We start from the raw sequence: 15,292 nt of genomic DNA, 5'->3' as shown, positions 1-15,292 counted from the left end.
GCTTCGGGGCTTTGTATATCGCAAACCTAAGAAAACTGCCAAAAGAGAAATTTGGCAGTTCTCGCAACATTTACTCCTCTTCCGCCTTGCCCAGCTGATTAGTACGGTAAGTCAGCGTCAGCAAACTGTCTCCCAAATGCACGTTTTCAACCTCGATACCCTTGTGGTCAATGGTGAGATCGTAATGAGAAAAATTCCAGAATGACTTTATACCCAGCTCAACAAGCTTGTCCGCTATCGCCTGAGTGTTTGCCTTCGGTATACAAAGCACCGCGATAACAGGATGCTCATCTTTGCAGAATTCCTCTATCTCATCGGTGTGACGTATAGCGATACTGCCCACAGTCTCACCGGTAAGCCTTGGGTTTGCATCAAATATGCCCGCCAATCTGCATCCTCTCGTGCCGAAATTTATGTGCATAGCTATCGCCTTGCCCAGATTTCCCGCGCCGATCAGAATTGTGGGGAACTCTTTGTCCACCCCGAGGATATGCCCTATCTCGTCTCTGAGTGATGCAACATGATAGCCGTATCCCTGCTGTCCGAATCCGCCGAAACAGTTGAGATCCTGCCTTATCTGCGAAGCCGTGAGATTCATTCTCTCCGAAAGCTCCCTCGAAGATATCCTCTCGACTCCCTGCTTATCAAGTTCCCCCAGAAATCTGTAATACCTCGGCAGACGCTTTATCACCGATGTTGATATATTACCGTTTTTAGCCATCTTCTAAGCCCTCCCGAGTTTTCCTGCGCTTAACTTTAAACATTGTTAAGCTGAAATTAATTATATTTACATAAGTTGCCTTTGTCAAATAAATAACGATAATATTATATACCCAAATCCCGCATTTGTCAAGTGCAGAAGACCGTTGAGATCAAATAAGTTTTTTCCACGGATATCAGCGGGCAGATACCGCATGACTAGGTCTCTTTTTACGATTTTTCAGACCCCTTACCAAAGCGTATATGCCGTACCCGATGACCACACCAGATGTATTTAGTATAAGGTCATCTATATCCGATGCCCTTGTGCTGAAAGGCAGCTGCAATATCTCTATGCACAGCGACAGCATCGCACCCGCCGCGAATACTTTCAAAAAATTATCCAGCCTCTTGTAAATTATAGGAAGAACAATACCACTGGGAATGAACATCGTAATATTACCGATGATATTCAGCAGCATATCACGTCTGTTTTCGTAATCCGTAATGTTCATAAAGGGCACAAGATTCACCCGAAGAGGAAAGACCTCCGAACTGTCAAACAAAAGGGGCTGTATCTTCCCGTTCACCGTTTCCATAGGGAAAAACGTGAATCTTAGTATAACTGCCAGGTTCACATACATCAGCAGAAGTACGCCCTCACGCTTTACGTCAAACTTCCTTTTCTTTGCAGAGACCACAGCCCTGCATATTATCCACACCAACGCAAACAGCAGCTCCGCCGCCGCAAATGATATCTCTGTCATCTTTATTTTTCTACTACCTTTCAGTCAATGCCATGCTTTTTTCTTAACTCTTCCGCTATCTCCGAAAGTTTCTGCAAACGGTGATTCGCCCCGGAGCGGGATATGGGCGGTACCATCTCCGCACCCAGCTGTTTCAGATTGTAATCAGGGTTCTCCAGACGAAGCTCCGCCATCTCCTTTAACTGCTCGGGCAGAGCCGAAAGCCCCATCTTCTGGTCGATGAGCTCTATATCCGCCACCTGACGTTCTGCCGCACGCAAAGTCTTGTCGATATTGGCATTGTCGCAGTTCATGGCGCGGTTTATCTTGTTGCGGACGTCCTTTTCCATCTTCACGTTCATAAGCTCGATAGAACACATGGTAGCCCCCATCAGGGTCAGCATGTCGATTATGTTCTCCGATTCCTTTATGTACATCACCTGAGCGCCCTTGCGCTCAACGTGCTTGGGTATTATCTCATGACGTTCGATAAGAAGCAGACCGAGGTCGTTGCACAGGTCAAGGGTGGGCATAACGAACTCCATGTGATACTTCTTGCTTGGGTCGTTCACCGAACCGCAGGCAAGGAATATACCCGCTGTAAGAAAGGGAAAGAACTTGTCCTTTGGCAGATATTCCTCTGTCAGTCTCCTGCTCTCGTCCATGCCGAAATACTCCATAAGATATATCCTCTGACCTTTGTCGGGTATGGTCAGACTGTACAGCGTAACTCCGCTGCGCCTTTCAGCCTCACTGATATCCACAGCACCCTCGTCTTTAAGTATCCTGCAAACGTTCCTCACAAAGAAATCCTTTACCAACGTATTCTCCGTCAGAAAAAGTATCTCCCTGTCACTGAGCTCGTTGCAGCAGCAAAGCAGCCCCATAAGACAGGCATCAGCCTTCTGTGAGGTGTTTATCCTCTCGATTATCTCAGATTTTACTCTATATGAAAAAGACATTTCGTCCATTGTCATCACTCCCGATGGTATTATAGCACATATCAGCGCAAAAGTAAAGCCGGATCAGCATCTTTCCCTCTATCATGACAGCCCCTGCTTCTTCTTAAAAATTTCATAAAAAATCAGATAGTTATTGACAAACAACAAGGGTTAAGGTATAATTATCAATGGTATGTATAGCCCGAAAAATGGCTGTACAAAGAATAATCATTCGATCATAATATTATTAAGAGAGGTGACAAAATGAACAAAGAATTGTTCAAAAGAATGGCAGGGCTGATATCCGCCATTGCTATCACAGCATCGTCAGTGCTGCCCTCCGCAGCCCAGGCGTTGGAAACAACGGACACCTGCCCCGAGTATGACGATATCGTACACGTCATAGTCGAACTCTACGGCGACCCTATACTCGCAGCCGATACAGGCGATATGGGCTCTGATTATCTCGATACCTCCGCTGCACAGAGAAGGTCTCAGCAGCTTAAAAGTCTCAGAAAAAACGCTTTCAGTGAGATACTCTCCATCTATCCCGATGCAGAACTGGACTTCACCTATGATGCCGTATTCAACGGATTCTCCTGCACTCTGCCTAGTGAACTTATCGACGAAGCCGAAGACCTCCCCGCAATAAAGAATGTTACGGTTTCTCATAAAAATCAGGCACCCGATCTTTATAAGAGCGTAGATGCTACAGGCGCTTACTATTTTTCTTCCGAAACAGGTCTGACAGGCAAAGGCAAGGTCATCGCCGTTATCGATACCGAGCTCAGAACAGACCACGAGATGTTCGCACCTCTTGCGGACGAATCATCGGTAAAACTCACCAAGGCAGATATCGCTGACGCAGCCGAGAACCGAAACCTCAATTTTGATATAGATCCCGATTCAGCATATGTCAGCAGCAAGATACCCTATGCCATTTCGCTGTTAGATAATAAAAACCGCTATACAGTCTCAACCGATAATGAAATGATGTACCACGGCACCCACGTATGCGGCATCGCGGCAGGCAACAGGGTAAAGCCCTATATAGAAGAATATGAGAATTACATGGATATGAGCGGCGTCGCACCCGATGCACAGCTGATCTTCATGGCAGGCTTTGAACAAAACAAAGAATATGCTGTCCCCACTATCGATGACAACGTTGCCTTTGCAGGCATCGAGGACGCTATAAAGCTCGGTGCAGATGTGGTGAGCCTCAGTTTCGGCGGTCCATTCTCCGATGACGAACAGGTGGAGCTTTACAGCAAAGTTCTCAACAATGCCGATAATGCAGGCGTTGTGATATGCTGTGCAGGCGGCAACGAAGGCTGGCCTACCCATACTCCCGAAAACGTCGAAAGATGCTCTCTCAATTCGCCGGGCTTCATAGATGGTATGTTCACCATAGCGGCAGCAAGCTTGAGCTTGTCCGACCTCAACCTCATAAAGCTGGCCGACGGAACCGAGCTGCCCTGCTCAATAATGTCACAGAGAATTGTATCCGAAGATACCGAATACGAATTCGTATACTGCGGTGAAGGCAGCGAGGAAGAACTCAAAGCGGCGGATATCAACGGCAAGATCGCCCTTGTGGATTGTTATGACTACGATATCGATCTCTTCGGTATCGCCGAGGCTGTAGAAAAAGCAGGTGCCGCAGGCCTTGTATACTGCTCCACAGAGGACTACTACTATAACCCCTACTATGAAAGCGACAGCTTCTTCATCATAGTAACAGACAACGAAGGTTCAGAGATCATCAAATCACAGGAAGATCACCGCCTTTTCTTCAGAACAGATTTCTTCGATAAGACCATCTCTTACAATATGGGTGATTTCTCTTCTCACGGCAGTCTTCAGACACTTGATCTCAAACCGGATATCAGCGCACCCGGCGAGGCAATATACTCCGCTTCATACGACGGATATGAGTATATGGACGGCACCTCTATGGCGACCCCCTTTGCCGCAGGCTGTTCCGCACTGGCCGGACAGTACATCGAAGAAAATGGCTGGGAAGTTTCAGGCGCGGAAAAAGTCCGCCTTGTAAAAGACCTGCTGATGAACAGCGCCGACCAAATATGTGTATCTGATATCCCATATTCACCAAGGTTGCAGGGCGCAGGTCTTGTAGATCTGGCAGACCTTGCAAACTGCTCCGTGACCATGACAAACAACGGCAAAGCCTCCGTTTGCCTTGGTGATAAGGTGGGCGATAATTTCAGCTTCGATGTCACCCTGCATAACTACGGCAGCTCCAACGTTGTTTTCAACAAAGCCGAGCTTGAAATGATCTGTGAGACCACCGAGTTCAGCGAGATGCTTAATGATACAGCTATCTCCGATACCCCTGCAGTTCTAGGTTCTTCAGCAAAATACTCTGTCAAAAAAGCAGAAGTACCCGCAGGAGGAGAGATCACATTTACCGTCAGTGTTGCCCTTGATGCCGATGACGTTAACGATCTCAACAGCGTGTTCACCAACGGCTGGTTCACCGACGGCTATCTCACCCTCTCGGGAGCAGATAACTGCAGTGATATTTCTATACCGATAACAGGTTTCCACGGCGACTGGAACGCTCCGCCCATCATCGGATATGAATATACTTCCGATAAAGCAAATACGCTGCTTATCCAGAACGTCCTGAGAACACGAATCGGTTCCTGCCGTATACCTGCTTCCCTTTCTATTGCCAAGGCGCTCTCACTGTACAAGGAACGTGCCGAAGAGGATTACTGTCCCGATCTTGACCCCTCACCCCGTAACGGATATGTGATATCACCGAATGTTGCAAAAACGATGGACTTCATGTGCTATCACTATCTTCCCAACCGCAGGGGCCTTTTGAAAGGATACGAACTGACCGATGAGAACGGCAATGTAGTATATTCCGGTGATTATGAAGAAAGCTTATTCACCGATACAGAGTACACCCTGGCTTTCTATCCCGACCAACTCAATGAGATATTAAAGGACGGCAAATATTACCTGAATCTCACCACTGAGCTTTTCCAGGGATACAGTGAAAAGGTTCCGCAGAAAAAATCCATAGAAATAACTGTCGATACCGAACCGCCTGTACTCAGTAATATAAGCATAAAGAAAGAGAAAGGCAGAAAGATACTAACCGTTACCGCTGAAGACCCCGAACTCGAGGGCTTCTACATCATCGGCACAGGCAAGGGCAGCGTAAAGGGCTCTTCCGATAAGAGCGGCTATACCTTTGAGGATATCAAAAGAGTTCTCCAGCTCTTTGATCCCACAGGCTTCTCCTTTTCAGGACAGGGCGGTGTAGGCTCATATGGCAGAAACAGCATAAGCTCCGCAACGATCGATGACGTTCTTGATGATATACGGCTGCTGGAACCCGAGAACCTCGAGTATGATTTCTTCGATGCTGTTCCCGCAGAGCCTGATGAGAACGGCTGTATGACCATTGAATACGATATCACTGACCTAACAGATTATTCCCTCAACGTTGCCGACAGAGGATATAATATCGCGACCTATTCCGAGGAACTGCCTTTAGTAAACAATATCCCCGGCGTCATCGAGGTCAGGGAAGATACTCCCATAAGCAAGATCCCTCGCCCGACCTACTCCTTCGATGGCAAAGTGACTTCTGCAAGATGGGAGTACTACAGTTACGGTGAAGGTGAATGGAAACCACTTAAGATCTCCGAAAAGCTTGACGGCAAATATCACGGTCAAAAGCTCAGATACGCCGTATATTCCGGCGATAAGGCAGGCTACAGCAATCCCGCGATTATTTCACTGACCGACAGACTGATGATACATGTTTCAGTATACACAGACGGTCAGCTGTTGATGGATGACACGATGCTTCCCGGACAATATCTTGATCGGGAGATGTTCAGTTATGATCCCAATATATCTTACCGTGTCGTTATGGAAGCAGAAGGATATGTGACAAGAGTAATGGAATTCAAAGGCGGCATGAGTCCAGAAGATATCAGAGTATACGTATACCGTCTTGGCGATGTCAACGGCGATAAATCCATAAATATCTCAGATATCACCAGGACAGCAGCCTTCGTTAAATACAGAAGGATGTTCAGCGATTATGAGATGAAAGTCGCAGACGTAAACCACGACGGCATCGTCAACATTACAGATGTCATAAGGATAGCAGCCAAGGTAAAAGGCAAAAGAGATTTCTCATAACCCTTATAGCAACAAAGGCATTTCTGCTTAACACAGCAGAAATGCCTTTTCTATTCCCAAAAAAGAAGTACCGCCCCGCGGACGATACTCCTTTTCATAAACCATTCAAAATATTATATGGAGATATTCTCGCCTTTAAGACCAACATAAGCGCCCTGCTTAGCCTCGGCAGAATCTGCATGAGCCAGCAGCCACTTGTTTCTTGCCCACAGAGTCTTGTCCTCTGCATCGATGATCTCACCCTTGGGCAGATCGGTATTGGTGTTTCTGGGCAGAACTACTGCAACTCTGAAACCGCCGTCAGCAGTCTGGCAGGGTGCATAGTGCAGAGAAGTTGCATAAACCTCAACAACAGCACCTGCAGGTGCGCGGAATGCCTTGACATCAGCAGTATCCAGCACTCCGTTGATTATCTTTTCCTGCTTTGCGAGAAGCAGAACGAAATCGGTAGCACCGATATTTATCTCGCTGTTTCTGTGGTATTCAAGGCAGTTCAGCGCCTTGTTGTAGCCCCAGCACATACCCAGCTCTATGGGCATACCACCGAAAGCGTTGTTTTCAAGCTTGGAGAAGATGCCGCACTTTTCAAGAGAATCGATCCAGGGCTCGTAAGCAACGCCCTCTGCAGGCATATCAACAGCGTTCATCGCTGCGATGAGCTCCTTGGTATCATAGCCCTCAAGCACCTTACCGAACTCACTGAATTCGGGATCATTAACGGAATAGATCTTCATTATATGTGTCCTCCTTTACGGTGTTATGTGCAAAATTACACAAAAAATCGGCGGCAGACAGATAGTTCTGCCGCCCTGATAACACAATAATTATATCACATTATTAGTTACAAGTCAACGAGAATAGGCGCTGAGAATGTTCAATTTTTGTGATTCTTTTACTGATTTTTGCTAACTTCCGGTAGCAGTTCAATCAAACTCGTGGATACTGCCAAGGAAAAGAGCTTTAACTCAAGCTTTTCGCGGCAACAAACCAGCGCCCCAAACAAACTATGCCGCGAAATTGGCCCGGCCGGCCGAGGACCTTTTCGCAAAAAGCTTGACCAAATGCTCTCTTCTTTGGCAGTATTTCCGCCTATCATCGCCCCAAAATTTGACACCCCCGCCCTTTTGTGCTATACTGTACACGGACAAGTATGCCCGCTCCCGCTTTATTCAGCGGACATAACCACCGATAAACCCAAATCAAGGAGATCATCATGAGCCTTAAACTGAAACTCAGGCAGCTTGCAAAAATGTTTTTGCAGAACGTTCTGCTGCCATTTATATACTTCATTTTTTCCCGCGGCGAGACCGAGAAAGGTCTTGTTATATTCGCCGATGCCCACCACGACAGCTGTCCTTTCAGTATGCGCGTTATGCGGCACAAGGTGGCAAAGCTCGAAGGCGTACACGTCAAAGAGTTCTACCTCGATTTCAAAAAATGCTCCAAGCCCGCTCTTGTGCGTTTTATAATTGATTTCATGATTGCTTTCGGCAGGGCTGAACAGGTCTTTATCTGCGATACTTTTCTGCCCGTTTCAAGCTGTCACAAGCGCAGTGAGACTTTCGTCACCCAGCTGTGGCACTCGGGCGGTCTGCTGAAAAAAGCGGGCTACGATTCCGAGGACTGCGTGCCTTCTTTCTACAAAGGCGAAGTTTTTGGCGGCTACGACCTCTGGACAGTCAGCGCCCCCTGCGTTGCTCCCGTAATAGCAAGTTCTTTCCGCCAGAGATACGATAACGTCCGTCCTTTAGGCATCAGCCGCACGGATATCTATTACAGCAAAAAATATAACGACCTCTGCCGTGAAAAATTCTTCAAAGTCCACCCCGAAGCCATCGGCAAGCAGATAGTTCTCTGGGCGCCCACATTCCGCGGAAATGCCGCAGAGCCCTATGTTGTGGGCGGCGAGGACATTGAAAAGGTCTGCGCCGCTCAGGGCAGATACCTCATCAAAAAGCTGCACCCCCATATGCAGCCCGATGACGGTTTCCCCACCGAGAGCCTTTTCGCCGTGGCAGATATCCTTGTCACCGATTATTCCAGCGTAGTTTTCGACTGGCTGCTTTACCGCAAGCCTTTCGTATTATTCGCTCCCGACCTGAAAGATTTCGATACCGAGCGTGGCTTCTACGTTGACTATCACAGCTTCCCCACCACCGTTGCACAGACGGCTGATGAACTTTCAGCCGCCATCGACCATGAGCTTTTCTGCCGCAGTACCGCTGACTTGGAAAGATGCGTATCCTACCACATGGGCAGCTGCGACGGACACTCTACTGACAGGATAATAGCTGAGATTTTCGGCAGAAAGGGGGCAGACAAATGAAGCTTTCCGTATTGCTGACAGCAGGTGCTTCCGACAGAGTCGCCCTTGATACCGTACAGAATATCGCGGGGCAGTCGGGAGGACTTGTAAAGGATATCTTCCTTATCATTGCAGGTGATTTCACCGAAGACGACCGAAAAAAGCTTTACCTTGAACGCGCCTACGCTTTCGGCATGACCGCGTTCATCAACATCGGCGGCAAAAGCGAAGCCGAGCTGCTGAACACTTTCATAAAGTACGCAAACGCCGATTACTGCACCGTTATGCGTGCAGGGGGCAAGGTAGACCCATCATATTTTTCAAGGCTGATAGCCGCTCTCGACAGCGACCCTGACCTCAATATAGCCTGCGGCAGACTTGCAGGCAGCGGAAAAAATATCTTTTTCCCCACATCGGTCAGGGCAGCCGTTATTGATCTGGATAAAAATTTCAGACTCTTCCCCTCAGCCTTTGAAGCTGTAGTGGTGCGAACTTCTTTCGCGGCAGAACACCACTTCGAGACCGAAGCTGGAAACTTTTCTCAGCAGAAATGTATGCTGAAAGCCCTTTGCGAACAGAAGAAATTTTTCTACGATGACCGCCTTACCGCTTGGCTGGCAGAAAGAAAAACTTCCCCCGCAAAGAAAGATGCGATCCCCGAAGATGCTGACAAAGCCGAGACTTACACCGCTATTTTCGATAACTGCCTTATCCCCCTTGCAGAGACCTGCAAAGGCAAGGACGGCAGACTTCCCCTTTTCTTACAGCATTTCATCACAGCAAAGGTAATGGAATGTAACGAGAAAGGTCTTAAAATCAGCGAATTCCCCGAGGACGAGAGAACGAAACTAACCGACACCTTGCAGAAAGTACTGCGCCCTGCCGAGGACAAAGTGATATGCGATGTTTACGGCATATTCTCCGCAAGTGCCGAAGATAAGCGCCTGCTTCTGGGCTTGAAGCACGGTCACGAGAACTACTTTCCCGATATAAGCTACAACAGCGACAGGCTGTTCTCTGTGCAGAAAGATATCGTGCTTTTCGACAGCACAAGGCTCTTCATCGAGATAGTTCAGCTGAACCTTTACAAAAATAACATTGAGATAGACGGCTGTTTCGATAACATTTTCAGCGAGCGCCGTACAAAGCTAACTGCCGAATACGCAGGTGAAGAATATAAGATCAACTACGACCGCAAGGGCGAGCCAGTGATGTTTTTCGGCAAAAAGCTGGAAAGACAGCGCACTTTCCACATGAGCATACCCGTATCCGAAGAAAGAGCCGAGCTTCGCTTCTTCATACTCTTTAAAGGCTGTAAGTACGAGCTCAGGACTATATTCCACACACCCGGCAGCCGTATCGAAGAGGGATGTTACGAATGCATCTTCCCGCTGGGCAACAACTTCTTTGCCCGTGCCGAAAACGGCAGACTTGTCACACTGGCACTTTCCGAAAAGGCACAGCGCAGAGCTTTCCGCGGTTCGATGAAAAGGGCAGCCGAGGAGGGTACGCCTTTCATCCTGAGGACAGCCTACCGCTTCACAAGATTCTGGTTCAAAAACAAGAATATCTGGCTCTTTGCAGATGACACCAGAAAAGGCGGCGGCGCGGCAGAGGATATGTTCCGCTACGCAATGACCCGCCACGACGAGCTGTACTGCTATTATCTCACCGACAAGGAGAGCCCCGCGGCACAGCGCATCATCGATGACGGCTACAAGCCCCTGTACAGAGGATCTCTTCTGCACAAGCTGATATTCCTGAATGCGCAGGTGTACATCACCACCGTCCCAAATATCCTGCAAAAGAATTTCCCGGGAAATGATGATACATCCTACAGCCTTACAAGGCTCAGCAGAACTACCAACGTCTTCCTGCAAAATTCTCCCGATGACAAGCCCTCTGTCGCCAAGAACCACCGTCTGCACGACAATGTCAGACTTTACTTCTGCGGCACGGGCGACTACATAGACGAACTCCGCAAGCCCGAATACGGCTATGAGAATACCGAAGTCCTGAAACTCACGGGTCTCACCAGCTTTGACCTTATCACCAACAATTCCGAGGGCAGTGATATGCTGCTGATGCTGGCAAAATATATCCCCGAAGAACAGGCACCATTCAAGGAAACAGGGTTCTTTAACAGCATGAAAGAGCTTCTCGAAAACGAAAAGCTGAAAACAGCACTCAATGACAGCGGATATTCCCTGACTATGGCTTTCGAGGGCGTTACCAACGACGAAGCCAAGGCTCTGCCCAAGCCCGACAAGGTCACTTTCCTGACGGACGATTTCAGCGCCGAGGAGCTTAAAAGCCGTGCGGCTCTCATCGTCACCGATGACCCAGAGGAGCTTTCCGCAGGCATTATGCGCAAGCCACTGGTATACTTTGGTACCGAGGGCAAGCCCTTCGGCGAAAAGGCAGATACCCCCGAACAGCTGGCGGATATCCTATGCGGATATATCGAGAACGGCATGAACATAAAAGAAGAAATGTCCCAAAAAGCGGACGAATATCTCGGCAAAGCCCACGATGGCTGCAAGCGCGAGATATATAATAATATCATAACCTATCTCTACGATAACCATGAGATAGACGGTTATGAAGATTTTGAGGTGGCAGACAACTATGACGAAGAAAATGATTAAAACAGCCGCGGTGATATTCGCCGCAGTGCTGATGATGTGCGGATGCAGCACAAAAAACGATACCAAGGAGGATACCTCCTCCGCCGCTATTAACGCCGAGAAAGCCGCAAATATCACCGCAGAAGAACTGCTGGCAGATATAAGCCAAGATAATCTCGACGGCAGACTTTCCAAGGGCGACGGAAAATACGACGCAAACGCCGCAAAATTCTATGGAACCGGCTTTGCTAATATCCTGGACGGCGCAATACTCTATAACGAGAACGGCGGATATGCTGACGAAGTTTCAGCCGTTAAATTCGACGAGGGTATAGACGGTCAGGAACTCCTGAAAGAACGCCTTGAAAGCCGCACCGCAACTTTCCGCGATTACCGCCCCGAAGAGGTAAGCAAGCTTGAGAGCGCAAAGATCATCAGTCTGGGGGATTTCGATATCCTGATTATCTCCGATGATGCCGATACCATCGAAAAACAGCTTAAAGACAAGCTGTCCTGACAGCATCAGCCCCGTATTTTTAGCAGAATTGTCAATTGAAATATGAGCAAAATATGGTATAATGATTATATATTCATTAAAACAATTTACTGGAGGTAATCTGACATGGCAATGATACTCGTTACAGGCGGCGCAGGCTTCATCGGCAGCCACACCGTTGTTGAACTGCTTAACGCAGGATATGACGTAGTTATAATGGATAACTTTTCAAATTCCAAGCCCGAAGCCCTCAACAGGATAAGGCAGATAACAGGCAAGGAATTCGGCTTTTACGAGGCTGATATGCTGGATCTTGCTTCGATGGACAAGATATTCGAGGAAAACAAGATAGACGCTGTTGTCCATTTTGCTGGACTCAAAGCAGTCGGCGAGAGCGTAGAAAAGCCAATAGAATACTATCACAACAACATCACAGGCACTCTCCTGCTGATACAGGCTATGCGCAAGGCTGGCTGCAAAAAGATAGTGTTCTCCTCCTCCGCAACAGTATACGGCCCTGTAAATCAGGCTCCCTATACCGAGGATATGCCCACATCGGCAACCAACCCATACGGCTATACCAAGGTCATGATAGAGCAGATACTCCGTGACGTATGCGTTTCCGACCCCGAGTGGTCAGTATCATTACTGAGATACTTCAACCCCATCGGCGCCCACGAAAGCGGACTTATCGGCGAAGACCCCAACGGCATACCCAACAACCTGCTGCCCTACATATGTCAGGTAGCAGTTGGCAAGCTTGAAAGACTTGGCGTTTTCGGTGACGACTACGATACCCCCGACGGCACAGGTGTACGCGATTATATCCACGTGGTAGACCTTGCAAAGGGTCATCTCTGTGCACTGAAATACGTTATGGAGAATACAGGCTGTGATGCAGTAAATCTCGGCACAGGCAAGGGTTCTTCCGTTTATGACGTTCTCCACAGCTTTGAAAAAGCCTGTGGCAAGGAACTTCCCTACAAGGTGATGCCAAGGCGTGCGGGCGACCTCGCTACCTGCTACGCAAACCCCGAAAAAGCCAAGAAAGTATTCGGCTGGGAGGCTAAGCTGACCCTTGATGAAATGACAGCCAGCAGCTGGAACTTTATCAAGAACAACCCCAACGGTCTATAAGAATACGAAACACCAATGACACTGTCACGCCCGAAAAATTTTAAACGTTTTTTCGGGCGTTTTTTCGTTGACAAAACTTTCCTGTTGTGGTAAAATCAGAATAAAGAAAACAAGTCCCCGCGACGTAAAAGCTGACCTTTCAAGGGAGGTGCCGTATGCTGCATATTATCGGGCTCATATTCATATGGATATTCCGCATATCACTGGTATACTACGTCCTCTGGCTGCTTCTGGCGATACACTGCGCCATATTCGGCATCGACTCAGGCTGGATAGCCCCCGCCCTGAAAAGCAGCAGCAGCCCACGCGAATACGGTCGGGAAGGTTTCCAAAGCGGTCTCGCCATGGGGTTTATAATCACACTGTGCGGCGGCTGGGTAGTTCCCCTTTATCAGTCGGTCTACCTCATCGTCAGACTGATATTATGGATAGTAAAATAGATATGGAAAATGGGTAAACAGGAGGAATCACAATGTTGAAATGTTCTCAGATGTTTTCTGACAGTATGGTGCTACAGCGCGAAAAATGCATCACTGTCTGGGGTACGGGTGAAGACGGAAAGCGTATCACCGCGGCGATCGGCGATAACAAAGCAGAATGTACCGTCAGAGACGGCAAATGGCGCTGCGAACTGCTCCCCATGGAAGCGGCAGAGGGTCTTACCCTTACAGTAACCGACGGCACCGATACCCTCACTTTCACCGATATCGCAGTGGGCGAAGTCTGGCTCTGCGGAGGTCAGTCCAATATGGAGCTGGAGATACAGAACGCCAAGGACGGCGCAAAATACCTGGCAGAGCTGAACAAGGACACTCCCATACGCTACTACTACACCCCTAAAGTCGCTACCGCCGAAGAAGCCGAGCGTCAGGGCGAACAGACCGCATGGCAAAGGGCTGACAGCGAAACTTCAAAGTGCTGGAGCGCAGTGGGTCTCCACTTCGCACGCAAGCTTTCCAAGGAACTTGGTGTCGTAGTCGGACTTATCGGCTGTAACTGGGGCGGCACATCCGCTTCAAACTGGCTGGACAGAGAATCCCTTGAAAACGACAAGCGCATATCCTCATACATCGAGGAATACGAGGAGACCATAAAAGGCAAGTCCCTTGAAGAGCAGAAAGCCGAGTACGAAGCCTTTCTTCAGCACGAAAAGGACTGGTTGGCTAAGGCACAGGAATTCTGGAAAGAAGACCCGGGAATGTCATGGGGACAGCTTGAAGAAAAGATCGGCGTATACGGCTGGCCGGGTCCCAGGAACGAATTCAACCCCTTCAGACCCACCGCTATGTATGAGAATATGATCAAAAGGGTATGTCCGTATACTCTCCGCGGCTTCCTCTATTATCAGGGCGAATCCGATGATCACAAGCCCGACAGCTACTACGTGCTGCTCACAACACTAATCGCGAAATGGCGCGAGATATGGGGGGACGATACCCTGCCTTTCATAATGGTACAGCTTCCCATGCACCAGAACGCAGGCGCCCCCGATTACAAGCACTGGTGCAAGATACGCTCCGCACAGATGAAGACCTTCCGCACCGTGAAAAATACAGGCATCGCAGTTATACTTGACTGCGGCGAATTCAACGAGATACACCCCAAGGATAAACTCCCCGTGGGCGAAAGGCTCTGCCTTCAGGCTGAAAAGCTGGTATATGGCATGGATGTCGATGCTTTCGGACCCATCTATGAGAGCTGTATCTTCAAGAACGGCAAGGCTGAGGTAAAATTCGCCAATTCCGAAAACGGTTTCAAAGTCAAGGGCTCCATCAAAGGATTTGAAATAGCAGGCGAAGACGGTATTTTCGTCCCCGCCCAGGCAGCTATCGGCGGTGGAAAAGCGCTTATCTGGGCGGATAAAGTCACCTCGCCCGCGGCAGTGAGATACAACTGGACCAACTTCGGCGATGTCACAGTATTCGGTAAAAACGGCATACCCATGGCTCCGTTTTCCACTTCAGATGACCTCTGACATCCGCCAAAGACCATGAAAAATTTTAATATATTTTAATAAAATAGCTATCTTATCGGCAAGATGTGCAGATATCAAAATTTTAATTGTATGTTTTTAACAAAGTTGTATATATGGTCTTGAAATTTAAAACGATTTATGTTATCATAGATAATGTCAAAGAGGGGATAGTCAG

11 protein-coding genes are annotated in these 15,292 nt (G+C 48.3%); 7 read left to right on the top strand and 4 right to left on the bottom strand.

The genetic code is table 11. The features are described 5' to 3' along the window. Positions 1-70: 70 nt before the first annotated feature. The 3 genes from BMY75_RS15735 to whiA all read right to left on the bottom strand — a co-directional run bounded on the left by BMY75_RS15735 (position 71) and on the right by whiA (position 2,416). Entirely contained in the window at positions 71-721 is a 651-nt protein-coding gene (locus tag BMY75_RS15735; protein WP_074835763.1) for a redox-sensing transcriptional repressor Rex, read from the bottom strand. A gap of 175 nt (positions 722-896) precedes the next feature. Then, the gene (locus BMY75_RS15730; protein ID WP_074835760.1) at positions 897-1,466 is read right to left on the bottom strand and encodes a VanZ family protein; all 570 of its coding nucleotides are present in this window, start codon (positions 1,464-1,466) and stop codon (positions 897-899) included. 20 nt (positions 1,467-1,486) lie between these two features. Next, positions 1,487-2,416 (bottom strand): DNA-binding protein WhiA, encoded by a 930-nt coding sequence (gene whiA / locus BMY75_RS15725; RefSeq protein WP_242940265.1) that lies wholly within the window; start codon positions 2,414-2,416, stop codon positions 1,487-1,489. A gap of 234 nt (positions 2,417-2,650) precedes the next feature. On the opposite strand from whiA, the gene BMY75_RS15720 reads away from it, so the two are divergent. Next, complete coding sequence (locus BMY75_RS15720) at positions 2,651-6,577, top strand: S8 family serine peptidase (protein WP_074835755.1); 3,927 nt, start codon at positions 2,651-2,653, stop codon at positions 6,575-6,577. A gap of 113 nt (positions 6,578-6,690) precedes the next feature. On the opposite strand, the gene BMY75_RS15715 is transcribed toward BMY75_RS15720, so the two are convergent. Next, the gene (locus tag BMY75_RS15715) at positions 6,691-7,311 is read right to left on the bottom strand and encodes a DUF4867 family protein (RefSeq protein WP_074835752.1); all 621 of its coding nucleotides are present in this window, start codon (positions 7,309-7,311) and stop codon (positions 6,691-6,693) included. A gap of 479 nt (positions 7,312-7,790) precedes the next feature. Here BMY75_RS15715 and BMY75_RS15710 point away from each other — a divergent pair, with 479 nt between their 5' ends. The 6 genes from BMY75_RS15710 (at position 7,791) to BMY75_RS15685 (ending at position 15,117) form a co-directional block, all read left to right on the top strand. Next, positions 7,791-8,903: a CDP-glycerol glycerophosphotransferase family protein gene (locus BMY75_RS15710; RefSeq protein WP_074835749.1), complete on the top strand. Its 1,113-nt coding sequence runs from the start codon at positions 7,791-7,793 to the stop codon at positions 8,901-8,903. Further along, the gene (locus BMY75_RS15705) at positions 8,900-11,530 is read left to right on the top strand and encodes a glycosyltransferase family protein (protein WP_074835747.1); all 2,631 of its coding nucleotides are present in this window, start codon (positions 8,900-8,902) and stop codon (positions 11,528-11,530) included. The genes BMY75_RS15710 and BMY75_RS15705 overlap by 4 nt, the downstream gene beginning before the upstream one ends. Then, a complete protein-coding gene (locus tag BMY75_RS15700; protein WP_074835744.1) occupies positions 11,511-12,026 on the top strand; it encodes a DUF4358 domain-containing protein in 516 nt (171 codons plus the stop codon). Before BMY75_RS15705 ends, BMY75_RS15700 begins: the two co-directional genes overlap by 20 nt. Positions 12,027-12,131: 105 nt before the next feature. Beyond that, positions 12,132-13,142 (top strand): UDP-glucose 4-epimerase GalE, encoded by a 1,011-nt coding sequence (galE, locus tag BMY75_RS15695; RefSeq protein ID WP_074835741.1) that lies wholly within the window; start codon positions 12,132-12,134, stop codon positions 13,140-13,142. Between the two features lie 155 nt (positions 13,143-13,297). Further along, entirely contained in the window at positions 13,298-13,582 is a 285-nt protein-coding gene (locus BMY75_RS15690) for a hypothetical protein (RefSeq protein WP_074835738.1), read from the top strand. 32 nt (positions 13,583-13,614) lie between these two features. Next, entirely contained in the window at positions 13,615-15,117 is a 1,503-nt protein-coding gene (locus tag BMY75_RS15685) for a sialate O-acetylesterase (protein WP_074835736.1), read from the top strand. Positions 15,118-15,292 lie beyond the last annotated feature (175 nt).

The sequence above is a fragment of the Hominimerdicola alba genome, assembly GCF_900109655.1.
Lineage (GTDB): Bacteria > Bacillota > Clostridia > Oscillospirales > Ruminococcaceae > Hominimerdicola > Hominimerdicola alba_B.
This window is presented reverse-complemented; position numbering and strand designations above follow the sequence as displayed.

Coding starts and splice junctions, on each gene's coding strand:
- BMY75_RS15735 (WP_074835763.1), bottom strand. CDS start 721: ATGGCTAAAAACGGTAATATATCAACATCGGTGATAAAGCGTCTGCCG.
- BMY75_RS15730 (WP_074835760.1), bottom strand. CDS start 1,466: ATGACAGAGATATCATTTGCGGCGGCGGAGCTGCTGTTTGCGTTGGTG.
- whiA (WP_242940265.1), bottom strand. CDS start 2,416: ATGGACGAAATGTCTTTTTCATATAGAGTAAAATCTGAGATAATCGAG.
- BMY75_RS15720 (WP_074835755.1), top strand. CDS start 2,651: ATGAACAAAGAATTGTTCAAAAGAATGGCAGGGCTGATATCCGCCATT.
- BMY75_RS15715 (WP_074835752.1), bottom strand. CDS start 7,311: ATGAAGATCTATTCCGTTAATGATCCCGAATTCAGTGAGTTCGGTAAG.
- BMY75_RS15710 (WP_074835749.1), top strand. CDS start 7,791: ATGAGCCTTAAACTGAAACTCAGGCAGCTTGCAAAAATGTTTTTGCAG.
- BMY75_RS15705 (WP_074835747.1), top strand. CDS start 8,900: ATGAAGCTTTCCGTATTGCTGACAGCAGGTGCTTCCGACAGAGTCGCC.
- BMY75_RS15700 (WP_074835744.1), top strand. CDS start 11,511: ATGACGAAGAAAATGATTAAAACAGCCGCGGTGATATTCGCCGCAGTG.
- galE (WP_074835741.1), top strand. CDS start 12,132: ATGGCAATGATACTCGTTACAGGCGGCGCAGGCTTCATCGGCAGCCAC.
- BMY75_RS15690 (WP_074835738.1), top strand. CDS start 13,298: ATGCTGCATATTATCGGGCTCATATTCATATGGATATTCCGCATATCA.
- BMY75_RS15685 (WP_074835736.1), top strand. CDS start 13,615: ATGTTGAAATGTTCTCAGATGTTTTCTGACAGTATGGTGCTACAGCGC.